Annotated in this window: 18 protein-coding genes, 4 tRNA genes and 1 pseudogene; 19 read left to right on the top strand and 4 right to left on the bottom strand. The window is 68.7% G+C overall.

Annotated features, from left to right (window positions below; all coding sequences use genetic code 11):
- Positions 1 to 100 precede the first annotated feature (100 nt).
- Positions 101 to 182, top strand: a tRNA-Tyr gene (locus LNW73_RS13050).
- A gap of 86 nt (positions 183 to 268) precedes the next feature.
- Here the strand turns inward: LNW73_RS13050 and LNW73_RS13045 are convergent.
- The gene (locus LNW73_RS13045) at positions 269 to 931 is read right to left on the bottom strand and encodes an SDR family oxidoreductase (protein WP_250990007.1); all 663 of its coding nucleotides are present in this window, start codon (positions 929 to 931) and stop codon (positions 269 to 271) included.
- A gap of 136 nt (positions 932 to 1,067) precedes the next feature.
- Positions 1,068 to 2,339, bottom strand: coding sequence for an amidohydrolase family protein (locus LNW73_RS13040; protein WP_250990006.1), 1,272 nt, complete (start codon positions 2,337 to 2,339; stop codon positions 1,068 to 1,070).
- Positions 2,340 to 2,623: 284 nt separating this feature from the next.
- Between LNW73_RS13040 and LNW73_RS13035 the strand changes: the two genes are divergently transcribed.
- The 9 genes and pseudogenes from LNW73_RS13035 (at position 2,624) to LNW73_RS12995 (ending at position 8,927) form a co-directional block, all read left to right on the top strand.
- Positions 2,624 to 2,696 (top strand) — tRNA-Thr (locus LNW73_RS13035).
- Positions 2,697 to 2,741: 45 nt separating this feature from the next.
- A tRNA-Met gene (locus LNW73_RS13030) sits at positions 2,742 to 2,814 on the top strand.
- A 93-nt stretch (positions 2,815 to 2,907) separates the two neighbouring features.
- Positions 2,908 to 3,072, top strand: a complete 165-nt coding sequence (rpmG, locus tag LNW73_RS13025) for a 50S ribosomal protein L33 (RefSeq protein WP_004571794.1) — start codon at positions 2,908 to 2,910, stop codon at positions 3,070 to 3,072.
- Positions 3,073 to 3,235: 163 nt separating this feature from the next.
- Positions 3,236 to 3,687: pseudogene (locus tag LNW73_RS13020) on the top strand (FAS1-like dehydratase domain-containing protein).
- A gap of 5 nt (positions 3,688 to 3,692) precedes the next feature.
- Positions 3,693 to 4,127 carry a MaoC family dehydratase gene (locus LNW73_RS13015; protein WP_250977256.1) on the top strand — a complete coding sequence of 145 codons (435 nt, stop codon included), beginning with the start codon at positions 3,693 to 3,695 and terminating at the stop codon, positions 4,125 to 4,127.
- An 88-nt stretch (positions 4,128 to 4,215) separates the two neighbouring features.
- Positions 4,216 to 4,818 carry a TetR/AcrR family transcriptional regulator gene (locus tag LNW73_RS13010; protein WP_250990005.1) on the top strand — a complete coding sequence of 201 codons (603 nt, stop codon included), beginning with the start codon at positions 4,216 to 4,218 and terminating at the stop codon, positions 4,816 to 4,818.
- 114 nt (positions 4,819 to 4,932) lie between these two features.
- Positions 4,933 to 6,399 carry an MFS transporter gene (locus tag LNW73_RS13005; protein ID WP_250990004.1) on the top strand — a complete coding sequence of 489 codons (1,467 nt, stop codon included), beginning with the start codon at positions 4,933 to 4,935 and terminating at the stop codon, positions 6,397 to 6,399.
- A 126-nt stretch (positions 6,400 to 6,525) separates the two neighbouring features.
- The gene (locus LNW73_RS13000) at positions 6,526 to 7,581 is read left to right on the top strand and encodes a UDP-N-acetylmuramate dehydrogenase (protein WP_250990003.1); all 1,056 of its coding nucleotides are present in this window, start codon (positions 6,526 to 6,528) and stop codon (positions 7,579 to 7,581) included.
- Between the two features lie 212 nt (positions 7,582 to 7,793).
- Positions 7,794 to 8,927: a hypothetical protein gene (locus LNW73_RS12995; RefSeq protein WP_250990002.1), complete on the top strand. Its 1,134-nt coding sequence runs from the start codon at positions 7,794 to 7,796 to the stop codon at positions 8,925 to 8,927.
- A 105-nt stretch (positions 8,928 to 9,032) separates the two neighbouring features.
- On the opposite strand, the gene LNW73_RS12990 is transcribed toward LNW73_RS12995, so the two are convergent.
- A complete protein-coding gene (locus LNW73_RS12990; protein WP_250977260.1) occupies positions 9,033 to 10,052 on the bottom strand; it encodes an adenosine deaminase in 1,020 nt (339 codons plus the stop codon).
- Positions 10,053 to 10,168: 116 nt separating this feature from the next.
- Positions 10,169 to 11,407, bottom strand: a complete 1,239-nt coding sequence (locus LNW73_RS12985) for a pyridoxal phosphate-dependent aminotransferase (RefSeq protein ID WP_138352879.1) — start codon at positions 11,405 to 11,407, stop codon at positions 10,169 to 10,171.
- A 182-nt stretch (positions 11,408 to 11,589) separates the two neighbouring features.
- On the opposite strand from LNW73_RS12985, the gene LNW73_RS12980 reads away from it, so the two are divergent.
- The 9 genes from LNW73_RS12980 (at position 11,590) to LNW73_RS12940 (ending at position 23,862) form a co-directional block, all read left to right on the top strand.
- Positions 11,590 to 11,662: transfer RNA gene (locus tag LNW73_RS12980), tRNA-Trp, on the top strand.
- A gap of 97 nt (positions 11,663 to 11,759) precedes the next feature.
- Positions 11,760 to 12,038, top strand: coding sequence for a preprotein translocase subunit SecE (secE, locus tag LNW73_RS12975; RefSeq protein WP_138352880.1), 279 nt, complete (start codon positions 11,760 to 11,762; stop codon positions 12,036 to 12,038).
- A 71-nt stretch (positions 12,039 to 12,109) separates the two neighbouring features.
- The gene (nusG, locus tag LNW73_RS12970) at positions 12,110 to 13,024 is read left to right on the top strand and encodes a transcription termination/antitermination protein NusG (RefSeq protein ID WP_250977261.1); all 915 of its coding nucleotides are present in this window, start codon (positions 12,110 to 12,112) and stop codon (positions 13,022 to 13,024) included.
- Positions 13,025 to 13,169: 145 nt separating this feature from the next.
- Entirely contained in the window at positions 13,170 to 13,604 is a 435-nt protein-coding gene (gene rplK / locus LNW73_RS12965; protein ID WP_250977262.1) for a 50S ribosomal protein L11, read from the top strand.
- A 77-nt stretch (positions 13,605 to 13,681) separates the two neighbouring features.
- Complete coding sequence (gene rplA, locus LNW73_RS12960; RefSeq protein WP_250977263.1) at positions 13,682 to 14,404, top strand: 50S ribosomal protein L1; 723 nt, start codon at positions 13,682 to 13,684, stop codon at positions 14,402 to 14,404.
- Between the two features lie 418 nt (positions 14,405 to 14,822).
- Positions 14,823 to 15,383 carry a 50S ribosomal protein L10 gene (rplJ, locus tag LNW73_RS12955; protein WP_250977264.1) on the top strand — a complete coding sequence of 187 codons (561 nt, stop codon included), beginning with the start codon at positions 14,823 to 14,825 and terminating at the stop codon, positions 15,381 to 15,383.
- 83 nt (positions 15,384 to 15,466) lie between these two features.
- Positions 15,467 to 15,847 carry a 50S ribosomal protein L7/L12 gene (gene rplL / locus LNW73_RS12950; protein WP_250990001.1) on the top strand — a complete coding sequence of 127 codons (381 nt, stop codon included), beginning with the start codon at positions 15,467 to 15,469 and terminating at the stop codon, positions 15,845 to 15,847.
- A 534-nt stretch (positions 15,848 to 16,381) separates the two neighbouring features.
- Positions 16,382 to 19,867, top strand: a complete 3,486-nt coding sequence (rpoB, locus tag LNW73_RS12945) for a DNA-directed RNA polymerase subunit beta (protein WP_250977266.1) — start codon at positions 16,382 to 16,384, stop codon at positions 19,865 to 19,867.
- Between the two features lie 95 nt (positions 19,868 to 19,962).
- Positions 19,963 to 23,862: a DNA-directed RNA polymerase subunit beta' gene (locus LNW73_RS12940; RefSeq protein WP_250977267.1), complete on the top strand. Its 3,900-nt coding sequence runs from the start codon at positions 19,963 to 19,965 to the stop codon at positions 23,860 to 23,862.
- The last annotated feature ends 38 nt before the right edge of the window (positions 23,863 to 23,900 follow it).

The following is a 23,900-nucleotide window of genomic DNA, read 5'->3' as shown; positions in this document are numbered from 1 at the left end:
GAACACTGATCCATCAGGTGGCGAACCACCCCCGCGCATCAGGTATCGTTTACGTCGTTGCCACAGACCACCCTCAAAAGTGACCTGCGGCGGCTTCCCTGGCGGTGTGCCCGAGTGGCCAAAGGGAGCAGACTGTAAATCTGCCGGCTCAGCCTACCCAGGTTCGAACCCTGGCGCCGCCACGGTATTGAGGAGAAGGGTCCCCCGGACCGCGGAAACGCGGACCGGGGGACCCTTCTTCGTTCATTCGGGTGGGGTTCGTCCGGGGTCAGTTGCCGGAGATGTCCTTCACCGCGACCGGGACCGGGGTGGGGCCCGAGATGACTTCCAGGGTGAGGCCGGCCGTGGACGGGGTGTCCAGGAGTTCGGCGAGGACGGCGGCCACGTCGTCGCGGGGGATGGGGCCGCGGCCGGTCCTGGCGGCCAGCTGGAGACGGCCGGTGCCGGGGTCGTCGGTGAGGGCGCCCGGGCGCAGGATCGTCCAGTCGAGGTTCTTGCGGGCGCTCAGGTCGACGTCGGCCGCCGTCTTGGCGCGCAGGTACTCGGCGAAGACGGGGTCGGTGCCGGGGGCCGGCTCGGCTCCCGCGCCCATCGACGAGACGATGATGTAGCGCCGGGCCCCGGCCCGCTCGGCCGCGTCGGCGAAGAGCACGGCCGCGGCGTGGTCGACGGAGTGCTTGCGCTCCGGGCCGCTGCCCGGCCCCGCGCCCGCCGCGAAGACGGCCGCGTCCGCGCCGCGCAGGGCCGCCGCGACCTCGTCGACGGTGGCCGACTCCAGGTCGCAGACGATCGGCTCGGCGCCGGCGGCCCGCAGGTCGTCGGCCTGCTCGGGTTTGCGGATGATGCCCGCCACGTCGTCTCCGCGGGCGGCGAGCAGTCGCTCCAGCCGCAACGCGATCTTTCCATGTCCACCTGCGATCACAATGCGCATGATGGCGACGCTACGCCCGCCGGGCGTCCCGCGCGCGTGCACGGCGTGAACGGCTCACCATCGGGTGACGCCCGGAATCGACTGGCGCGCTCGCGACGGCGGCCTGCCCCGGGGGCTGGCGCATCGTCAGAAGGCGTCAGGCGAGGCCGCCGTCGCTCCGTGACTGGCGGGGCAGGTCGAGGGCGGCGGTGGTCGCCGAGTCGCAGTACTCGCGGACGGCGCTGGTGCGGGAGACCACCCGGCCGCGGTGGATGACGATGCGGCTGTACGCGAGGGAGAGCACGCCCTCGATCCGCTCCCCGCGTACGGCGAGCAGTTCGGCGGGGAAGCCCGCCTCCACCCGGACCTCGGGCAGCCCCAGGACCGCCCGCGCCTGGCCGCTGACCGCGTCGTAGGCGTCCGCCGCACCGCATTCGCCGTAGGAGGTGAGAAGGAAGGCGGCCTCCAGGGGGTCGCCGCGTCCGACGGGGTTGGCCAGGTCGCGCAGCGAGCCGCTGCCCGCCGCGACGCGTACGCCGGCCGCGCGCAGTTCGCGTACCGGGGCGAGCAGCCCCGCCGCGCCGCGCCGGGAGGACTCCAGCGCGCCGCAGCCGCCCTGCGGCAGGGCCACCACGGAGACGCCGGCCGCGGAGAGCTGGCCCGCGGCGCGGGTGGCGGCGGCCTGCGGGAGGCGGGCGAGGCCGTTGCAGGGGCCGATGACGACACCGGGGCGCAGCCCGCCGGCCATGGCGGCGAGCCGGGCCAGCCGGGCCGGATCGTCACCCTGCGTGTGCAGGTCCACGGGGAGGCCGAATTCGGCCGCGACCGCGAGGACGGCCTCTGCATAGCCGCTCGGGTCCGGGTCGAGGTCGGGGCAGCCGCCGACGACGCCGGCGCCCATCTTGAGCGCGTCGCGCAGCGCGGAGAGCCCGTCGGCGCCGGCCACACCGGTGAGGAGACGGGGGACGGCGACGGCGTGCAGATCGACGAGCCCGCGCAGCGCGCGGCGGGCCTGGAGCACGGCGGCGAGGGTGCCGAGTCCCTGGATGTCGCCGATCCGGACGTGGGTGCGGATGGCCGTTGCGCCATGGCCGAGTTGGAGGAGCGCGGCCTCGGTGACGCGCCGCTGCACGTCCTCGGGTTCGTACGAGGGCGGGCCCGAGGCGACGCTCGCGTCGGCGGTGAGCGCGCCGTCGAGGTGGGCGTGCGGTTCGGCGGGTGCCGGCAGCAGCAGGTAGCCGCGCAGGTCGATGCGGGTCCCGTCGGCGTCGCTGTGGTCGGGGGCGGCGGTGAGACTGCCGGCGGTGCCGACGGCTTCGATACGGGTGCCGCTCAGCCGCACGTCGACCGTGCGGCCGTCGGTGAGATGCGCACCACACAGCAGCAGCGTGGTGGTCTCGGCGGCGGTGCCGCGCTGGTTCTCGGTCATCGCGCTCCTCCGGTACTGCGGCTCTCGGGTGGGAGGCAAGATCACGCAGGGACGGGGCGAGCCTATGGGGCAGCTCACGCAGGGTCCGGGAGGAGGCCAATAGTCTTACTGGCGTGGTCGATCGAGGCTGTCTCGCGGGCTCCTCGGGGGAGCCTCGCGGTGCACTCGGAGGGGGTCGGAACGAGCTCCGGACGGGCCCCGGAAGAGCTACGGAAGAGCCCGAAGTGTGTCGTGAGATATGGATTTCACCTTCGGCTTCGGACCGTGTAATGTCTTCCTCGCTCGCCCCAATAGCTCAGTCGGTAGAGCGTCTCCATGGTAAGGAGAAGGTCTGCGGTTCGATTCCGCATTGGGGCTCTGATGGATCGGCCACCCGCCGCTTGGTGGAGGTCAGTTCATCGCAGCGGTGTAGCTCAGTTGGTAGAGCAAGCGGCTCATAATCGCTGTGTCACCGGTTCAAGTCCGGTCACCGCTACCCTGCGTAGTCGTAGTCGATTGTGGGTTTAGTCCTTCAATCGGCTACTCTCGTTGTGTTCATGTACCCATCCGTTCGTCAAGGAGCACTCACGTGGCCGCCACCGACGTCCGCCCGAAGATCACGCTGGCCTGCGTGGAGTGCAAGGAGCGGAACTACATCACCAAGAAGAACCGGCGTAACGACCCGGACCGTCTTGAGATGAAGAAGCACTGCCCGCGCTGCAACGCGCACACCGCGCACCGCGAAACGCGCTAACAACAGGCCGTAACACACTACGAGGCCGCCCCCATTTCTGGGGGCGGCCTCGTGGCGTTGATCCGCCCGCCCGCGGCATGAGACCCCGGACGTCAGCGTCGTCACCACGCCCGCCATGATGATGACCGCCACCCTGATCAGCATCCCGTAGCCGGAGGTACCGATGGCACTGGACCAGTCCTTCGTCGGGCGGAGCTATCCGCCCACCGCCCCTATGAGGTGGGCCGGGAGAAGATTCGCGAGTTCGCCGAAGCGGTGGGCGACCTCAATCCCGCCTACACCGACCCCGACGCCGCCAGGGCGCTCGGGCACCCGGATGTGATCGCGCCGCCGACGTTCGCGTTCTCGATCACGTTCAAGGCGGCCGGCATGGTCGTCCAGGACCCCGAGTTGGGGCTGGACTACAGCCGGGTGGTCCACGGCGACCAGCGGTTCGTCCACTCGCGCCCGGTGCGGGCCGGGGACCGGCTCACGGTCGTCTCGCACATCGACTCGATCAAGTCCCTCGCGGGGAACGACGTCCTGTCGGTCCGCGGTGAGGTGCACGACGAGAACGGTGAGCATGTCGTGACGGCGTACACGATGCTCGTGGCCCGCGCGCAGGAAGGGGTGTGATCCGGATGGCAGCGAAGATCTCCTACGACGAGGTCGAGGTCGGCACCGAGCTCCCGGCACAGACGTTTCCGGTGAGCCGCGCCACCCTCGTGCGGTACGCGGGTGCGTCCGGTGACTTCAACCCGATCCACTGGAACGAGCGGTTCGCGAAGGAGGTCGGACTGCCGGACGTCATCGCGCACGGCATGTTCACGATGGCCGCCGCGATCCGTGTGGTCACCGACTGGGTCGGCGACCCGGGTGCGGTCGCCGAGTACGGCGTGCGGTTCACGAAGCCCGTCGTCGTCCCGGACGACGACAAGGGCGCGGTGATCGAGGTCACGGCCAAGGTCGCGATCAAGCTGGACGACGAGGCCCGCACGGTCCGCGTGGACCTGGTGGCCACCGCCGCCGGCCAGAAGGTGCTGGGCCTGTCCCGCGCCGTCGTCCGACTGGCCTGAGCAGACTCAGAAACCGGGGGACTTCCTCAGAAGGGAAGCCCCCGGTTTCTGCTTGACGAAGTTAGTTAGTGGTCACTACCTTAGAGACATGGCGAAGACGAGCATGCGGATGAGTGCGGAGGACCGGCGCGAGAGCGTCACCCGTGCCGCGATGACCGAGTTCGCCAAGGGCGGCTATTTCGGAACGTCCACGGAAGCGATCGCCCGCCGGGTCGGGGTCTCGCAGCCGTATCTGTTCCGGCTGTTCCCCACCAAGGTGGATCTCTTCAAGGCCGCCGCGAACCGCTGCTTCGACCGCACCATCGCCACCTTCGAGCAGGCCGCGGAGGGCCTGGAGGGGGAGGACGCGCTGGCGGCCATGGGGCAGGCCTACGGCGAGATGATCGAGGAGGACCGTGATGTCCTGCTCATGCAGATGCAGCTCTACGTCGCCGCCGCGGCGTCGGGTGACGGTGACGTGGCCGAGCTGGTCCGCCGCCGGTGGCTCGCCATGTGGGACATGGTGCGCGCCCGTACCGGTCTCGACGACGAGTGGATGAACAAGTTCTTCTCGACCGGGATGCTGATCAACACACTGGTGTCGCTGGGGATCCCCTCGGACGACCGCTGCTGGTTGGGCTTCCCGTTCGAAGAGTCGACCGAGCAGGCGGAGCCGAACAAGCCGACCGAGCCGACCGAGCCGGCCCCCTGACACCCCCGCCCTCCGGGGCCCGGGCCTCCGGCGGACGGCAGCGGATCAGCGCAGATCGCCGCACACGTGTACCCGCATAAGTTAGTGACTGATAACTAATCCCCGGGAGGGGTCATGCAGGAGCAGGAGCACCAGCAGCAAGAGGCAGGACAGGAGAAGGGACCCCGGCGCGGTACCGCCGTATGGGCCCTGATCATCACCAGCCTCGCCGGCTTCATGGCGAGCCTCGACAACCTCGTTGTCACCACCGCGCTGCCCTCCATCCGCAAGGACCTCGGCGGGGCGCTCGAAGACCTCGAATGGACGGTGAGCGCCTACACCCTCACCTTCGCGGTCCTCCTGATGTTCGGCGCCGCCCTCGGTGACCGGTTCGGCCGCCGCCGGCTCTTCACCGTCGGCCTCGGGCTGTTCACCGTGGCCTCCGCCGCCGCCGCGCTCGCCCCCGGCATGGGTGAGCTCATCGCCGCCCGCGCCGCCCAGGGCGTCGGCGCCGCGATCATGATGCCGCTGACCCTCACCCTGCTCTCCGCCACCGTGGCGCCGGAGCGCCGCGGTATGGCGTTCGGCATCTGGAGTGCGGTCAACGGTCTCGCCGTCGCCACCGGCCCGCTCATCGGCGGCACCCTCACCGAGCACTTCTCCTGGCAGTGGATCTTCTGGCTGAACGTGCCGATCGGGCTGCTCCTGCTGCCCCTCGCCCGCCTCCGCCTGAACGAGAGCCACGGCCCGAACTCCCGGCTGGACGTCCCCGGCACCGCGCTCGCCAGCGCCGGCCTCTTCGGCATCGTCTACGCCCTCATCCGCGGCAACGCCGACGGCTGGACCAGCCCCTCCGTCCTGACCGGGCTGATCGCCGGCGCCGCGCTCATCGTGGCGTTCGTCGCCTACGAGAACCGGGCCGCGCACCCCATCCTGCCGATGCGGCTCTTCCGCAACCGCGCCTTCAGCGCGGTGAACGCGGCCAGCCTGCTGATGTTCCTGGGCATGTTCGGCTCGATCTTCCTGCTGAGCCAGTTCATGCAGAACGTGTCCGGCTACTCGCCGATGGAAGCCGGCGTCCGGATGCTCCCCTGGACGGCCATGCCGATGATCGTCTCGCCCATCTCGGGCATCCTCTCCGACCGCATCGGCGGCCGCCCGATCATCGCCGCCGGGCTGGCGCTCCAGGCCGTGGGCCTCGCGTACTTCGCCCTCGTCGTCACGGCGGACGTCTCCTACTCGGCCCAGCTGCCCGCGCTGATCATCAGCGGTATCGGGATGGCGATGTACTTCGGACCCACCGCCAACGTCGTGATGTCCAGCGTCCGTCCCGAGGAACAGGGCATAGCCTCCGGCGCCAACAACGCGTTCCGTGAGCTCGGCGGCGCCCTCGGCGTCGCGATCCTCGCCTCCGTCTTCTCCTCCCAGGGCGGCTACGAGTCCGCCACCCGCTACGTGGACGGCCTGGTGCCCGCACTGTGGGTCGGCGCGGTAGCGGTCGGCCTCGCGGCGGTCGCCGCGGTGATCATCCCGAGGCGGCGCAAGGCGACGGCCACCCCGGCCGATGCCCAGCCGCAGCGCACCCTGGAGCCCGTCGCCTGAGCGGCGAAGAGCACGCCCGTCGCCTGACCGGTGAGGAGCACACCGGGAGAACACCGAGAACACCGAGAACACCCCCTGGGGACCGGCCGACCGGTCACCAGGGGGTGTCCCCGTAGGGTGGACGGCGTGCACGTAACCCACGACACCCCCCTCGCCCCCCTGACGACGTTCCGGCTCGGCGGCCCCGCGGCCCGCCTCGTGACGGCCACCACCGACGCCGAAGTCGTCGAGGTGGTCCGTACGGCGGACCGCGCCGGCACGCCGCTCCTGGTGATCGGCGGCGGCAGCAACCTCGTCATCGGGGACGCCGGATTCGACGGCACCGCGCTGCGCATCGCCACCACCGGCTTCACCCTCGACGGCACCGCGCTGGAACTGGCGGCCGGCGAGGTGTGGAGCGACGCGGTCGCCCGGACCGTCGAGGCCGGCCTGGCGGGCGTCGAGTGCCTGGCGGGCATCCCCGGATCCGCCGGGGCGACGCCGATCCAGAACGTGGGGGCGTACGGGCAGGACGTCTCGGCGACCGTCACCGAGGTCGTCGCGTACGACCGCCGCAGCGGCGAGACGGTGACGGTCCCCGCCGCCGACTGCGGCTTCGCCTACCGCGACAGTCGCTTCAAGGCCGACCCGGGGCGGTACGTCGTCCTGCGGGTGCGCTTCGGTCTGGAGGACGCCGGCGGGCTGTCGGCGCCGGTGAAGTACGCGGAAGTGGCGCGCGCCCTGGGCGTCGAGGCCGGCGACCGGGTCCCGGTGGCCACCGCCAGGACGACGGTGCTGGCGCTGCGCGCCGGCAAGGGGATGGTGCTGGACGCGGCCGACCACGACACCTGGTCGGCGGGTTCGTTCTTCACCAATCCGATCCTGACGGAGCGGGAGTTCGCGGAGTTCGTGAGCCGGGTGCACGACCGGCTCGGCGCGGACACCGAACCGCCCGCCTACCCCGCGGGGGACGGCCTGCGGAAGACGTCCGCGGCCTGGCTGATCGACCGCGCCGGGTTCGCCAAGGGGTACGGGGACGGCCCGGCCCGGATCTCCGGGAAGCACACCCTGGCGCTGACCAACCGCGGCCAGGCCAAGACGGAGGACCTGCTGGCCCTCGCCCGTGAGGTCCGCGACGGTGTGCGATCCGCCTTCGGAGTCACGCTCGTCAATGAACCGGTCATGGTCGGAGCCCGTCTTTGAGCGGGGAAGAGTCTCGGAGAGACCTCCCGGCGGTTTCCGCGCGGGCTGGTGACGAGGTCCGAGCGAGGGAATTGCCGCCCCGGCGAACGGTCGTTGACGGAAGCTGACGGTAAGGGCGGAATGTGCGCAGGGCGGGGACGAGCAGGGCCGCGACCGGAGCCACCGACGGGCCGGCGGCATGGATCGGCCGGTGGCCCGTCCGCCGGCACACCGTGGCCCTCACACTCTGGACCGTCTGCTGGTTCGTGGTCACCTCCCGCAACGGCGGTGTCTCCTGGCACTACCTGAGGACCGGCGGGCAGCTGCTGACCGACGGCGGGCCGGGCGGTGGGCTCGCGATCTACCAGAACCACCCGGAGCTGCAGATCGGCCCGGTCAGCTTTCTGACCGCCGCGCTCTTCGAGCCCTTCCCGCCGGGAGTGGGGGAGCGGCTGGCCGAGGCGTTCATGTCGGGCCTGGGCCTGTACATGCTGGTCGTGGTGGGCCGTACGGCCGCGGACTTCTACGCCGGGACCGGCATCAACCACCGCCGGCTGCAGCAGCGGGTGCTCATAGCCGGGCTGGCCTTCATCCCGATGTGGGTGGAGGTCTCGGTGCGGTTCGCGCACCTGGACGACGTACTGGCGCTGTTCTTCACCACCCTGGCGGTGCGCGCCCTGGTCCGCGGCCGGCCGGCAGCCGTCGGCATCCTGCTGGCACTGGCCGTGGACTCCAAGCCCTGGGCGCTGTCCTTCCTCCCGCTGCTGCTGGCGCTGCCCCGCGCGCACTGGCGCCGCGCCGCCTGCTGGCTGGTGGCCCTGGTCGCGGTGGCCTGGCTGCCGTTCTACATCACCCACCTCGGCTCGGCCGCCGCCGCGCAGTTCGCGATCCCCAACCAGCCCGCGTCGGCGCTGCGCTGGTTCGGGGTGGCCGACGCCGTCACCCCCGGCTGGGACCGTCCCGCGCAGGCCCTGCTGGGCCTCGGGCTCGGCACGGTGGCGGTGCTGCGCGGCCGCTGGCCGGCCGTCGTGCTGCTCGGCGCGGACGCCAGGATCGCCCTCGACCCGAGCGTCTACACGTACTACAGCGCGTCGATCCTGCTCGGGACGCTGCTGTGGGACGCGGTCGGGCAGCGCCGCCTGGTGCCCTGGTGGAGCTGGATCGCGCTGCTCTCGCTGTACGGGAGCGCGCTGCTGGTCCCGTCGGAGTCGGCGCAGGGGCTGATCCGGCTCTCGTTCGCGGCCGTGTCGGCGGCGTACGTGCTGCTGTGGCCCCTGAAGAAGCGGACGAGATCCCGGGCGGGCGGCCGGCGCGCCGCCGGCACAGGGAGCCGGCGCGGCGCACCCGCTCCCATGCGAGGACGTTGAGGGCGGCTATGAGCAGCGCCGCCAGTCGCCGCGACGGTGAAGGCCGCCGCGACGGCGGTCAGCTCGGCCGCGTCCAGGTGCGCGGCCGCGGCCGCCGTCCGGCGGTCAGGCCGGCAGCGCCAGCCAGTCCTCGATGCCGGACAGCAGCCGCTCCCGTACCTCCGGCGGCGCCGCCGAGCCCCTTACCGACTGCCGGGCCAGCTCCGCCAGCTCCTCGTCGGTGAAGGCGTGCGAGTCCCGGGCGATCTCGTACTGCGCGGCGAGCCGGGAGCCGAAGAGCAGCGGGTCGTCGGCGCCCAGCGCCATCGGTACGCCCGCGTCGAAGAGCGTGCGCAGCGGCACGTCCTCCGGCTTCTCGTAGACGCCCAGCGCGACGTTGGACGCCGGGCAGACCTCGCAGGTGATCTGCCGCTCGGCGAGCCGCTTCAGCAGCCGCGGGTCCTCGGCGGCCCGTACGCCGTGCCCCACGCGCCCCGCGTGCAGGTCGTCGAGGCAGTCGCGGACGCTGCTGGGCCCGGCGAGCTCACCGCCGTGCGGGGCGGCGAGCAGCCCGCCGTCCCGGGCGATGGCGAAGGCGCGGTCGAAGTCGCGGGCGAGCCCGCGGCGCTCGTCGTTGGACAGCCCGAAGCCGACGACGCCCCGGTCGGCGTAGCGCACCGCGAGCCGGGCGAGGGTGCGGGCGTCCAGCGGGTGCTTCATGCGGTTGGCGGCGACGATGACGGCCATCCCCACACCGGTGTCCCGGGAGGCGGTCGCCACCGCGTCCAGGATGATCTCCATGGTCGGGATGAGGCCGCCCAGCCGGGGTGCGTACGACGTCGGGTCGACCTGGATCTCCAGCCACCCGGAGCCGTCCCTGGCGTCCTCCTCGGCGGCCTCGTGGACCAGCCGCTGGATGTCCTCGGCGGTGCGCAGACACGAGCGCGCGCTGTCGTAGAGCCGTTGGAAGCGGAACCAGCCCCGCTCGTCGGTGGCCCGTAGTTTCGGGGGCTCGCCCGAGGTCAGCGCCTCGGGGAGGTGCACACCGTGCAGGTCCGCGAGCTCCAGCAGGGTCTCGGACCGCATGGAGCCGGTGAAGTGCAGATGGAGATGGGCCTTGGGGAGCAGACGGACATCACGTGCCATCCGAAGATCCTGCCGTACGGGTGACGCTGTCCGGTACCGCTTTCACCGAACGGGCGCTTGCCCGAAAACAAGAACGGGCCCCCGGCAGCAGCCGGGGGCCCGTCGGAGGAGCGCGGTCAGTCGCGGGCCTCGCCGAGCAGCTTCTGGATCCGGGAGACGCCCTCGACCAGGTCCTCGTCACCCAGTGCGTAGGAAAGCCGCAGGTAGCCGGGGGTGCCGAAGGCTTCACCCGGGACCACGGCGACCTCGACCTCGTCCAGGATGAGGGCCGCCAGCTCGACCGAGGACGCCGGGCGCTTGCCGCGGATCTCCTTGCCGAGCAGCTCCTTCACCGACGGATAGACGTAGAACGCGCCTTCGGGAGTGGGGCAGACCACACCGTCGATCTCGTTCAGCATCCGCACGATGGTCTGCCGCCGCCGGTCGAAGGCGGTGCGCATCTCGGCGACCGCGTCCAGGTTCCCGGAGACCGCGGCCAGCGCGGCGATCTGGGCGACGTTGCTGACGTTCGAGGTGGCGTGCGACTGCAGGTTCGTCGCGGCCTTGATGACGTCCTTGGGGGCGATCATCCACCCGACGCGCCAGCCGGTCATGGCGTACGTCTTGGCGACGCCGTTCACCACGATGCACTTGTCGCGCAGCTCGGGAAGGACCGCCGGGAGCGAGGTGAAGGTCGCGTCGCCGTAGACGAGGTGCTCGTAGATCTCGTCGGTGAGCACCCACAGGCCGTGCTCGACGGCCCAGCGGCCGATCGCCTCGGCGTCGGCCGCGCTGTAGACGGCGCCGGTCGGGTTGGACGGCGAGACGAAGAGGACGACCTTCGTCCGCGGGGTGCGGGCCGCCTCCAGCTGCTCGACCGTCACCCGGTAGCCGGTCGTCTCGTCCGCGACGACGTCGACGGGCACGCCGCCCGCGAGCCGGATCGACTCGGGGTAGGTGGTCCAGTACGGCGCCGGGACGATGACCTCGTCGCCCGGGTCGAGGATCGCGGCGAAGGCCTCGTAGATGGCCTGCTTGCCGCCGTTGGTGACCAGCACCTGGGAGGCGTCGACCTCGTAGCCCGAGTCGCGGAGCGTCTTGGCGGCGATGGCGGCCTTGAGCTCCGGCAGCCCGCCGGCCGGGGTGTAGCGGTGGAACTTCGGGTTGCGGCACGCCTCCACCGCGGCCTCGACGATGTAGTCAGGGGTCGGGAAGTCGGGTTCGCCGGCACCGAAGCCGATGACCGGACGCCCGGCGGCCTTGAGGGCCTTCGCCTTGGCGTCCACGGCGAGTGTCGCGGACTCGGAGATCGACCCGACGCGGGCCGACACCCGACGGTCGGAGGGGGACTGTACGGGGGGAGTGGCAGCGGTCATGAGTGCATGCTCCCAGACGGCGTACCGCCCCGGCACCGCGGTTTGCGGAGTGGACACCCCGGTGTTTACGGAGTGGACGGCGGGGCCTGCGGCGGAGCCGTTCGACGACCGGCCTGTGAACACGTACACTCATCCGTCGATGGCCCTCTCGCGAACTGCGGTACGTTGAGGGGCGTCTTCAAAGGGTCGTAGCTCAATTGGTAGAGCACTGGTCTCCAAAACCAGCGGTTGGGGGTTCAAGTCCCTCCGGCCCTGCTACACGCGTCCTCACCAGGATGCGGGCAGGTAATTGCACTCGCCGTACCGCGCGACGGGCGCGGTATGGCCACGACCCGGAGTCAGGTGAAGACGAGTGACTGAAATCACGGACTCCATCGAGGTCCCTGAGCCTGACGCATCCCAGGACAAGAAGGCCCGCCGCGGAGGTAAGCGCGGAAAGAAGGGCCCCCTGGCCCGTCTCGGCCTCTTCTACCGGCAGATCGTCGCCGAGCTCCGCAAGGTCGTCTGGCCTTCGCGTCACGACCTCACGACGTACACGAGCGTCGTAATTGTCTTCGTTGTCGTCGTCATCGGGCTTGTGTCCGTGATTGACTTTGGCTTCGCGAAGCTCGTCTCGTACGTCTTCGGATGATCCTGCGGACGACGCCCCTGCGGCGCCTTTCCGCATGTTCCACCCCTTGAAGTCAGGAAGAAGCAGTCACCGTGTCTGACCCGAACGTGTACGACGCCGACGAGTCCGTCGAGGGCGACGACACTGCGCTCGACATCGTCGAGGCAGCCGACGGCGACATCGACCAGGCCGAAGCTGCCGATGAAGCCGCGGGCGAAGCCGCCGAGCAGGCCGCCGTCCACGTCATCGACGAGACCGGTGCGGCAGTCGCCGAGGACGCCCAGGACGAGACCGGCGAGACCGAGGCCGTCGTCGACGAAGAGGCCGACGCCGTGCTTGCCGAGGCCGACGCCGAGCTGGCCGAGGACGCCGAGCCCGTCGAGGAGCCGGAGCCGATCGACCCGGTCGCCGCCTTCCGCGAGGAACTCCGCACCCTGCCGGGCGAGTGGTACGTCATCCACACGTACGCCGGCTACGAGAACCGCGTGAAGTCCAACCTGGAGCAGCGCGCCGTCTCGCTGAACGTCGAGGACTACATCTACCAGGCAGAAGTGCCCCAGGAAGAAGTAGCCCAGATCAAGAACGGCGAGCGGAAGACGGTCAAGCAGAACAAGCTTCCCGGCTATGTGCTCGTCCGCATGGACCTGACGAACGAGTCGTGGGGCGTCGTCCGCAACACCCCGGGCGTCACCGGCTTCGTGGGCAACGCGTACGACCCGTACCCGCTGACGCTGGACGAGATCCTCAAGATGCTCGCTCCCGAGGTCGAGGCGGCCGCCGAGGCCGCCGCTGCCGCGGACGGCACGGGTCCGGCCCGCAAGATCGAGGTCCAGGTGCTGGACTTCGAGGTCGGCGACTCGGTCACCGTCACCGACGGCCCGTTCGCGACGCTGCAGGCGACGATCAACGAGATCAACCCGGATTCGAAGAAGATCAAGGGCCTCGTCGAGATCTTCGGCCGCGAGACCCCGGTCGAGCTCAGCTTCGACCAGATCCAGAAGAACTGAGTTTTTTACACGTCCGACCAGGTCAGACCGGATTTCATCGCCGGTCTGGCCTGTTTGGTTTCAGGCCGCACCGCGATACCCGTTATCGTAGTGCGGTATGCCTGCTAGCAGGCGAAACAACTCTCACTAGGACCCGGAGAGAGCAATGCCTCCCAAGAAGAAGAAGATCACGGGGCTTATCAAGCTCCAGATCAACGCGGGCGCGGCCAACCCCGCCCCGCCCGTCGGCCCCGCACTGGGCCAGCACGGCGTCAACATCATGGAGTTCTGCAAGGCCTACAACGCCGCGACCGAGTCGCAGCGTGGCATGGTCGTGCCGGTGGAGATCACGGTCTACGACGACCGCTCCTTCACCTTCATCACCAAGACTCCGCCGGCCGCGAAGCTGATCCTCAAGGCCGCGGGCGTGGAGAAGGGCTCCGGCGAGCCGCACGTCAAGAAGGTCGCGAAGCTCACCGCCGCTCAGGTGCGTGACATCGCCACCCTCAAGATGCCGGACCTGAACGCCAACGACCTGGACGCCGCGTCGAAGATCATCGCCGGCACCGCCCGTTCCATGGGCATCACGGTCGAGGGCTGACACCCACCCCGAAGCACGTCTGTGGAAGGGCCGCGCGCGGTCCGTACCACGACTCCACTCACCATTGAGGAGCAGCAGTGAAGCGCAGCAAGACTCTCCGCGCTGCGGACGCGAAGATCGACCGGGACAAGCTCTACGCCCCGCTCGAGGCCGTCCGTCTCGCCAAGGAGACCGCAGCGACGAAGTTCGACTCGACCGTCGAGGTCGCCATGTGCCTGGGTGTGGACCCGCGCAAGGCCGACCAGATGGTCCGCGGCACCGTGAACCTCCCCCACGGCACCGGCAAGACCGCCCGGGTCCTGGTCTTCGCGACCGGTGACCGTGCCGAGGCCGCGCGTGCCGCCGGCGCCGACATCGTCGGCTCCGACGAGCTCATCGAAGAGGTGGCCAAGGGCCGCCTCGACTTCGACGCCGTCGTCGCCACCCCGGACCTCATGGGCAAGGTCGGCCGCCTCGGCCGCGTGCTCGGTCCCCGTGGCCTGATGCCGAACCCGAAGACCGGCACCGTGACCCCGGACGTGGCCAAGGCCGTGACCGAGATCAAGGGCGGCAAGATCGAGTTCCGCGTCGACAAGCACTCGAACATGCACTTCATCATCGGCAAGGTGTCGTTCGATGACGCGCAGCTGGTCGAGAACTACGGCGCGGCCCTGGACGAGCTCCTTCGTCTGAAGCCGTCCGCCTCCAAGGGCCGGTACATCAAGAAGGCCGTCATCAGCACGACGATGGGCCCGGGTATCCCCCTGGACCAGAGCCGTACCCGCAACCTCCTCGTCGAGGAGGACCCGGCCGCCGTCTGATTCTGACGACGCCGCGTACGCGACTCGGGCCGGGCCCCGCTCCTTTCGGAGCGGGGCCCGGCCTGTCAGCTGTCCCGGGCCTGTACGCCCCTGTCCCGCCCGGACGGGGCCGCCGTCGCCCCACCGGCGTTCCGGCCCGAGTACGGCCGCTGAGCGGCCCGTTGAGGCGATTTGGTGTATCGCGACCCGTTCGCGTACGCTACCGAAGAAGCCAAAGACCGCTGGTCGCTGCTGTGCCCTCGTTGAGGAGCGCGGCGGCCGAAGGATCCGCTAGCTGCGGACGACCCGCTCAGGTTGCTGTGGAAGAACTCCTGGAATTCATTCTGGTTGAGTAACGCCCCGTGCGCCTGCGCCGGGGCGTTCGTGTTGCCCAGCCCCTTCCGTGCGGTCCGAATCACCCGGAAGGAGGCCGAGACTCATGGCGAGGCCCGATAAGGCTGCTGCGGTTGCCGAGCTGACGGACAAGTTCCGCAGCTCCAATGCCGCAATGCTGACCGAGTACCGCGGTCTCACCGTGGCGCAGCTCAAGACGCTGCGCCGTTCGCTCGGTGAGAACGCTCAGTACGCCGTGGTGAAGAACACGCTGACCAAGATCGCGGCCAACGAGGCCGGGATCAGCACGCTGGACGACCTGTTCTCGGGTCCGACGGCGGTTGCCTTCATCACCGGTGACCCGGTGGAGTCGGCGAAGAGTCTGCGTGACTTCGCCAAGGACAACCCCAACCTCATCATCAAGGGCGGTGTCCTTGACGGTAAGGCGCTGACCGCTGATGAGATCAAGAAGCTCGCGGACCTCGAGTCCCGCGAGGTTCTGCTCGCCAAGGTGGCCGGTGGCATCAAGGCGTCGATGGCCAAGGCCGCGGCGACTTTCCAGGCCCCGCTCACGGAGTTCGTCCGCACTGCGGACGCGCTTCGCGCCAAGGTCGAGCAGGGCGGTGCCGGTACGCCGGCTCCCGCCGAGGCCGAGGTGGCGGAGTAACCCTCCGCCCTTGGTCGCAGCGGGCGCCTCACGCCCGCCTTCATGTACACCCGGCACCTGCCGAATAGTGGAAGGACGCCATCATGGCGAAGCTGTCCCAGGAAGAGCTGCTCGCGCAGTTCGAGACCCTGACCCTCATCGAGCTCTCTGACTTCGTCAAGGCCTTCGAGGAGAAGTTCGACGTCAAGGCTGCCGCCCCGGTCGCCGTCGCCGCCGGTGGCGCTGCCGCCGTCGCCGACGCCCCGGAGGAGCAGGACGAGTTCGACGTCGTCCTCACCGGCGCCGGCGAGAAGAAGATCCAGGTCATCAAGGTTGTGCGTGAGCTCACCTCGCTGGGTCTGAAGGAGGCCAAGGACCTCGTCGACGGCGCTCCGAAGCCGGTCCTCGAGAAGGTCGCCAAGGAGGCCGCCGAGAAGGCTGCCGAGTCCCTCAAGGCCGCTGGCGCGTCCGTCGAGGTCAAGTAAGTCCCAGCCCCTCCACAAGGGGCTGAACAGCCGCAGGGCGGCCACCCGAAAGGGTGGCCGCCCTCGGTCGTTCCCGGGGTCCTCCAGGGGGCCTGTAGCCGCCCGGGGGTAAGGTGATCATCCCCGCCGGGCCAGGGGGCCGTGCGGATCTCCGGGGGGCTGGGGCCTTGACGAACCGGACGCGGCGCGCAATTCTCAGGACGCGTCGTAAGTTCGATCCGGGGTCCGAGGCATGGATCGAGCGCGATGCGGGAATGCCTAGCGTCAAGCACAGATCCGGTGCCGAGACCGGGTCGACAACAGTGGCGAGGGGGCAATGATTCGGTACTCCGAATCTCTGCCTGGACATCAGTGTGCCGAGTGGCTACACTGACCCTTTGCGCTGCCTGTTAGCTGTAGCCTGGCCCGTCACCAGGGACAGCCCCAAGCCTGAGCACGGAATGAAGAGATGTCCCGTCTGTGGACATCCCCGTGTGCTCGGGGGCGGACACCGGTATGCGCGTAGTGAGTCCGAGCCCTCGGAAGGACCCCCTCTTGGCCGCCTCGCGCAACGCCTCGACTGCCAATACGAACAACGGTGCCAGCACTTCACCGCTGCGCATCTCTTTTGCGAAGATCAAGGAACCCCTCGAGGTACCGAACCTCCTCGCGCTGCAGACCGAGAGCTTTGACTGGCTGCTCGGCAACGCCGCGTGGAAGGCTCGTGTCGAGGCGGCTCTGGAAAGTGGCCAGGACGTCCCCAGGAAGTCGGGTCTGGAAGAGATCTTCGAGGAGATCTCTCCGATCGAAGACTTCTCCGGGTCGATGTCGCTCACCTTCCGCGACCACCGTTTTGAGCCTCCGAAGAACTCGATCGACGAGTGCAAGGACCGCGACTTCACGTACGGCGCTCCGCTCTTCGTCACCGCCGAGTTCACCAACAACGAGACCGGCGAGATCAAGTCGCAGACGGTCTTCATGGGCGACTTCCCGCTCATGACCAACAAGGGCACCTTCTGCATCAACGGCACCGAGCGTGTCGTTGTCTCGCAGCTGGTCCGCTCGCCGGGCGTCTACTTCGACTCCTCGATCGACAAGACGTCCGACAAGGACATCTTCTCGGCGAAGGTCATCCCGTCCCGCGGTGCCTGGCTCGAGCTCGAGATCGACAAGCGCGACATGGTCGGTGTCCGCATCGACCGCAAGCGCAAGCAGTCGGTCACCGTGCTCCTCAAGGCGCTCGGCTGGACGACCGAGCAGATCCTCGAGGAGTTCGGCGAGTACGAGTCCATGCGCGCCACCCTGGAGAAGGACCACACCCAGGGCCAGGACGACGCGCTGCTCGACATCTACCGCAAGCTGCGTCCGGGCGAACCGCCGACCCGCGAGGCCGCGCAGACGCTGCTCGAGAACCTCTACTTCAACCCGAAGCGCTACGACCTCGCGAAGGTCGGCCGCTACAAGGTGAACAAGAAGCTCGGCAGCGACAAGCCGCTCGACGCCGGCGTGCTGACCACGGCCGACGTTCTCGCGACCATCAAGTACCTGGTCAAGCTGCACGCCGGTGAGACCGAGACCGTCGGGGAGGACGGCCGCAACCTGGTCGTCGAGACCGACGACATCGACCACTTCGGCAACCGTCGTCTGCGCAACGTCGGCGAGCTCATCCAGAACCAGGTCCGTACCGGCCTGGCTCGTATGGAGCGCGTCGTCCGCGAGCGGATGACCACCCAGGACGTCGAGGCGATCACGCCGCAGACCCTGATCAACATCCGGCCGGTCGTCGCCTCCATCAAGGAGTTCTTCGGCACCAGCCAGCTGTCCCAGTTCATGGACCAGACGAACCCGCTGTCGGGCCTGACCCACAAGCGTCGTCTGTCCGCGCTGGGCCCGGGTGGTCTGTCCCGTGAGCGCGCCGGCTTCGAGGTCCGTGACGTTCACCCGTCGCACTACGGCCGCATGTGTCCGATCGAGACCCCGGAAGGCCCGAACATCGGCCTGATCGGCTCGCTCGCGTCCTACGGCCGGGTCAACGCCTTCGGCTTCGTGGAGACCCCGTACCGCAAGGTCGTCGAGGGCATCGTCACCGATGACGTCGACTACCTGACGGCCGACGAGGAGGACCGCTTCGTCATCGCGCAGGCCAACGCGCCGCTGACGGACGACAACCACTTCGAAGAGGCCCGCGTCCTGGTCCGCCGCCGTGGTGGCGAGATCGACTACATCCCCGGCGCCGACGTCGACTACATGGACGTCTCGCCGCGCCAGATGGTGTCGGTCGCGACCGCGATGATCCCGTTCCTCGAGCACGACGACGCCAACCGCGCGCTCATGGGATCGAACATGATGCGCCAGGCGGTGCCGCTCATCAAGAGCGAGGCCCCGCTGGTCGGCACCGGCATGGAGTACCGCTGCGCGGTCGACGCCGGTGACGTCATCAAGGCCGAGAAGGACGGTGTGGTCCAGGAGGTCTCCGCGGACTACGTCACGGTCGCCAACGACGACGGCACCTACACCACGTACCGGGTGGCGAAGTTCAGCCGCTCGAACCAGGGCACGTCCTTCAACCAGAAGGTCGTCGTCGACGAGGGCGCTCGCGTCGTCGCCAACCAGGTCCTGGCCGACGGCCCCTCCACCGACGAGGGCGAGATGGCCCTCGGCAAGAACCTCCTCGTGGCGTTCATGCCGTGGGAAGGCCACAACTACGAAGACGCGATCATCCTCAGCCAGCGGCTGGTCCAGGACGACGTCCTCTCCTCGATCCACATCGAGGAGCACGAGGTCGACGCCCGTGACACCAAGCTCGGCCCGGAGGAGATCACCCGGGACATCCCGAACGTCTCCGAGGAGGTCCTCGCGGACCTCGACGAGCGCGGGATCATCCGCATCGGTGCCGATGTCGTCGCCGGCGACATCCTGGTCGGAAAGGTCACGCCGAAGGGCGAGACCGAGCTGACCCCGGAGGAGCGCCTGCTCCGTGCGATCTTCGGCGAGAAGGCGCGCGAAGTGCGCGACACCTCGCTGAAGGTGCCGCACGGCGAGACCGGCAAGGTCATCGGCGTCCGCGTCTTCGACCGCGAAGAGGGCGACGAGCTGCCGCCGGGCGTGAACCAGCTGGTCCGCGTCTACGTCGCGCAGAAGCGCAAGATCAACAACGGTGACAAGCTTGCCGGCCGGCACGGCAACAAGGGCGTCATCTCGAAGATCCTGCCGGTCGAGGACATGCCGTTCCTGGAGGACGGCACCCCGGTCGACATCATCCTCAACCCGCTGGGTGTCCCGTCCCGAATGAACCCGGGACAGGTCCTGGAGATCCACCTCGGCTGGCTCGCCCAGCAGGGTTGGGACACCTCCGGGATCAGCACCGAGTGGGCCCGCCGGCTGGAGTCCATCGGCGCCGACAAGGTGCCCCCGGGCTCCAACGTCGCCACCCCGGTGTTCGACGGTGCGCGCGAGGACGAGATCACCGGCCTCTTCGAGGCCACGATCCCGAACCGCGACGGCGACCGGATGGTGCTGCCCTCGGGCAAGGCCCGGATGTTCGACGGCCGCTCCGGCGAGCCGTTCCCGGACCCGATCTCGGTCGGCTACATGTACATCCTGAAGCTCCACCACCTGGTGGACGACAAGCTCCACGCCCGCTCCACCGGCCCGTACTCCATGATCACGCAGCAGCCGCTGGGTGGTAAGGCGCAGTTCGGTGGCCAGCGATTCGGTGAAATGGAGGTGTGGGCTCTTGAGGCATACGGTGCCGCCTACGCCCTCCAGGAGCTGCTGACGATCAAGTCCGACGACGTCCTCGGCCGTGTGAAGGTCTACGAGGCCATCGTCAAGGGCGAGAACATCCCCGAACCCGGCATTCCCGAGTCCTTCAAGGTGCTCATCAAGGAAATGCAGTCGCTGTGCCTCAACGTGGAGGTGCTGTCCTCGGACGGTATGTCCATCGAGATGCGCGACACGGACGAGGATGTCTTCCGCGCTGCGGAAGAGCTCGGTATCGACCTGTCCCGGCGTGAGCCGAGCAGCGTCGAAGAGGTCTGACGGGCCTGGTCGGGACTCCCTCACCGGAGTCCCGGCCGCCCCGGACCGTTCAGACCATGTTTGACACTCGACCCTGAAAGAGGGATTGACGACAAGTGCTCGACGTCAACTTCTTCGACGAGCTGCGGATCGGCCTTGCCACCGCGGACAACATCCGGACCTGGTCCCACGGCGAAGTGAAGAAGCCGGAGACCATCAACTACCGCACCCTCAAGCCGGAGAAGGACGGGCTCTTCTGCGAGAAGATCTTCGGTCCGACCCGGGACTGGGAGTGCTACTGCGGTAAGTACAAGCGTGTCCGCTTCAAGGGCATCATCTGCGAGCGCTGTGGCGTCGAGGTAACTCGCGCCAAGGTGCGTCGTGAGCGGATGGGCCACATTGAGCTGGCCGCTCCCGTGACCCACATCTGGTACTTCAAGGGCGTTCCGTCGCGGCTGGGCTACCTGCTCGACCTCGCCCCGAAGGACCTCGAGAAGGTCATCTACTTCGCCGCCTACATGATCACGTGGGTCGACGACGAGCGCCGTACGCGTGATCTGCCCTCCCTCGAGGCGCAGGTCTCCGTCGAGCGCCAGCAGGTCGAGAACCGCCGGGATTCCGATGTCGAGAACCGGCAGAAGAAGCTCGAAGCGGACCTCGGCGAGCTGGAGGCCGAGGGTGCTAAGGCCGACGTGCGCCGCAAGGTGCGCGAAGGTGCCGAGCGTGAGATGAAGCAGCTCCGTGACCGCGCCCAGCGCGAGATCGACCGCCTCGACGAGGTATGGGCCCGCTTCAAGAACCTCAAGGTCCAGGACCTCGAGGGCGACGAGCTGCTCTACCGCGAGCTGCGCGAGCGCTTCGGTACGTACTTCTCCGGATCGATGGGTGCCGCGGCGCTGCAGAAGCGCCTCGAGTCCTTCGACCTCGAGGAGGAGGCCGAGCGTCTCCGCGAGATCATCCGTACCGGCAAGGGCCAGAAGAAGACCCGTGCGCTCAAGCGCCTCAAGGTCGTCTCGGCGTTCCTGCAGACCACCAACAAGCCCAACGGCATGGTGCTGGACTGCGTCCCGGTCATCCCGCCGGACCTGCGTCCGATGGTGCAGCTGGACGGTGGCCGCTTCGCGACCTCCGACCTGAACGACCTGTACCGCCGCGTGATCAACCGCAACAACCGCCTCAAGCGTCTCCTTGACCTCGGTGCCCCCGAGATCATCGTGAACAACGAGAAGCGGATGCTGCAGGAGGCCGTCGACGCGCTGTTCGACAACGGCCGCCGTGGTCGCCCGGTCACCGGTCCCGGCAACCGCCCGCTGAAGTCCCTGAGCGACATGCTCAAGGGCAAGCAGGGTCGTTTCCGTCAGAACCTGCTCGGCAAGCGAGTCGACTACTCGGCCCGTTCGGTCATCGTCGTCGGCCCGCAGCTCAAGCTGCACCAGTGCGGTCTGCCGAAGGCCATGGCGCTGGAGCTCTTCAAGCCGTTCGTGATGAAGCGCCTGGTGGACCTGAACCACGCGCAGAACATCAAGTCGGCCAAGCGCATGGTCGAGCGCGGCCGCACCGTCGTCTACGACGTCCTCGAAGAGGTCATCGCAGAGCACCCGGTGCTGCTGAACCGTGCACCGACCCTGCACCGCCTCGGCATCCAGGCCTTCGAGCCCCAGCTGGTCGAGGGCAAGGCCATCCAGATCCACCCGCTCGTCTGCACCGCGTTCAACGCGGACTTCGACGGTGACCAGATGGCCGTGCACCTGCCGCTGTCGGCAGAGGCGCAGGCCGAGGCCCGCATCCTGATGCTGTCCTCGAACAACATCCTGAAGCCGGCCGACGGTCGTCCCGTCACCATGCCGACCCAGGACATGGTGCTGGGTCTGTTCTTCCTCACCACCGAGCCGGAAGAGCGCGTGCTCATCGGCGAGGGCCGGGCGTTCGGTTCCACCGCCGAAGCGATCATGGCGTTCGACAACCGCGAGCTCTCGCTGCAGTCGAAGGTCGACATCCGCTTCCCGGTCGGCACCGTCCCGCCGCGCGGCTGGACCCCGCCCGTCCAGGAAGAGGGCGAGCAGGGCTACCAGGTCGGCGACACGTTCCGGCTGCGGACGTCCCTGGGACGCGCGCTCTTCAACGAGCTGCTGCCCGAGGACTACCCGTTCGTCGACTACGCGGTCGGCAAGAAGCAGCTCTCCGAGATCGTCAACGACCTCGCCGAGCGGTACCCGAAGGTCATCGTGGCGGCGACGCTCGACAACCTGAAGGCGGCCGGCTTCCACTGGGCCACCCGTTCCGGCGTCACCGTGGCCGTCACGGACATCGTCGTCCCCGAGGCCAAGAAGGCCATCGTCAAGGGGTACGAGGAGCAGGACGAGAAGGTCCAGAAGCAGTACGAGCGCGGCCTGATCACCAAGGACGAGCGCACGCAGGAGCTCATCGCGATCTGGACCAAGGCGACCAACGAGGTTGCCGAGGCGATGAACGCGAACTTCCCCAAGACGAACCCCATCTTCATGATGGTTGACTCGGGTGCCCGAGGAAACATGATGCAGATGCGTCAGATCGCCGGTATGCGTGGTCTGGTGTCGAACGCGAAGAACGAGACCATCCCGCGTCCCATCAAGGCCTCGTTCCGTGAGGGCCTGTCCGTGCTGGAGTACTTCATCTCCACCCACGGTGCCCGTAAGGGTCTCGCGGACACCGCCCTGCGTACCGCCGACTCGGGCTACCTGACCCGTCGTCTGGTGGACGTCTCGCAGGACGTCATCATCCGCGAGGAGGACTGCGGTACCGAGCGCGGCCTCAAGCTGCAGATCGGTGCGCGCGGCGAGGACGGCGTCCTTCGTAAGACGGACGACGTCGAGACCAGCGTCTACGCCCGCATGCTCGCCGAGGACGTCGTCATCGACGGCAAGGTGATCGCGCCGGCCAACGTGGACCTGGGCGACGTGCTCATCGACCAGCTGATCCAGCACGGTGTCGAGCAGGTCAAGACCCGCTCGATCCTCACCTGCGAGTCCACGGTCGGCACCTGTGCCTTCTGCTACGGACGCTCGCTGGCCACCGGCAAGCTGGTGGACATCGGTGAGGCCGTCGGTATCATCGCGGCCCAGTCGATCGGTGAGCCCGGTACCCAGCTGACGATGCGTACCTTCCACACCGGTGGTGTGGCGGGTGACGACATCACGCAGGGTCTGCCGCGTGTCGTCGAGCTCTTCGAGGCCCGTGTCCCCAAGGGTGTCGCCCCGATCTCCGAGGCCATCGGCCGGGTCCGCATCGAGGAGACCGAGAAGACGAAGAAGCTCGTCGTCACCCCGGACGACGGCAGCGAGGAGATCGCCTACCCGATCTCCAAGCGGTCCCGTCTGCTGGTGGGCGAGGGCGACCACGTCGAGGTCGGCCAGAAGCTGACCGTGGGTGCCACCAACCCGCACGACGTGCTGCGTATCCTCGGCCAGCGCCAGGTTCAGATCCACCTGGTGGCCGAAGTGCAGAAGGTCTACAACAACCAGGGCGTGTCGATCCACGACAAGCACATCGAGATCATCATCCGGCAGATGCTGCGCCGTGTGACGATCATCGAGTCCGGCGACGCCGAGCTGCTGCCCGGCGAGCTGGTCGAGCGCGGCCGCTTCGAGACCGAGAACCGTCGTGTGGTCTCCGAGGGCGGTCACCCCGCCTCCGGCCGTCCGCAGCTGATGGGTATCACCAAGGCCTCGCTGGCGACCGAGTCCTGGCTGTCGGCCGCCTCCTTCCAGGAGACGACCCGAGTGCTGACCGACGCGGCGATCCACGCCAAGTCGGACTCGCTGCTCGGCCTGAAGGAGAACGTCATCATCGGTAAGCTCATCCCGGCCGGTACGGGTCTCGCCCGTTACCGGAACATCCGGGTGGAGCCCACCGAGGAGGCGAAGGCAGCGATGTACTCGGCCGTCGGTTACGACGACATCGACTACTCGCCCTTCGGCACCGGCTCCGGCCAGGCCGTTCCCCTGGAGGACTACGACTACGGCCCCTACAACGGCTGAGTCGCGTCCCACAGAGTCTGATCCGCAAGGCGGCCGTC

The sequence above is a fragment of the Streptomyces sp. RKAG337 genome, assembly GCF_023701715.1.
Lineage (GTDB): Bacteria > Actinomycetota > Actinomycetes > Streptomycetales > Streptomycetaceae > Actinacidiphila.
The sequence above is the reverse complement of the archived record's forward strand: the minus strand, read 5'-3'. Positions and strand labels throughout refer to the sequence as shown.

Coding starts and splice junctions, on each gene's coding strand:
- LNW73_RS13045 (WP_250990007.1), bottom strand. CDS start 931: ATGCGCATTGTGATCGCAGGTGGACATGGAAAGATCGCGTTGCGGCTG.
- LNW73_RS13040 (WP_250990006.1), bottom strand. CDS start 2,339: ATGACCGAGAACCAGCGCGGCACCGCCGCCGAGACCACCACGCTGCTG.
- LNW73_RS13015 (WP_250977256.1), top strand. CDS start 3,693: ATGGCAGCGAAGATCTCCTACGACGAGGTCGAGGTCGGCACCGAGCTC.
- LNW73_RS13010 (WP_250990005.1), top strand. CDS start 4,216: ATGGCGAAGACGAGCATGCGGATGAGTGCGGAGGACCGGCGCGAGAGC.
- LNW73_RS13005 (WP_250990004.1), top strand. CDS start 4,933: ATGCAGGAGCAGGAGCACCAGCAGCAAGAGGCAGGACAGGAGAAGGGA.
- LNW73_RS12990 (WP_250977260.1), bottom strand. CDS start 10,052: ATGGCACGTGATGTCCGTCTGCTCCCCAAGGCCCATCTCCATCTGCAC.
- LNW73_RS12985 (WP_138352879.1), bottom strand. CDS start 11,407: ATGACCGCTGCCACTCCCCCCGTACAGTCCCCCTCCGACCGTCGGGTG.
- rplK (WP_250977262.1), top strand. CDS start 13,170: ATGCCTCCCAAGAAGAAGAAGATCACGGGGCTTATCAAGCTCCAGATC.
- rplJ (WP_250977264.1), top strand. CDS start 14,823: ATGGCGAGGCCCGATAAGGCTGCTGCGGTTGCCGAGCTGACGGACAAG.
- rplL (WP_250990001.1), top strand. CDS start 15,467: ATGGCGAAGCTGTCCCAGGAAGAGCTGCTCGCGCAGTTCGAGACCCTG.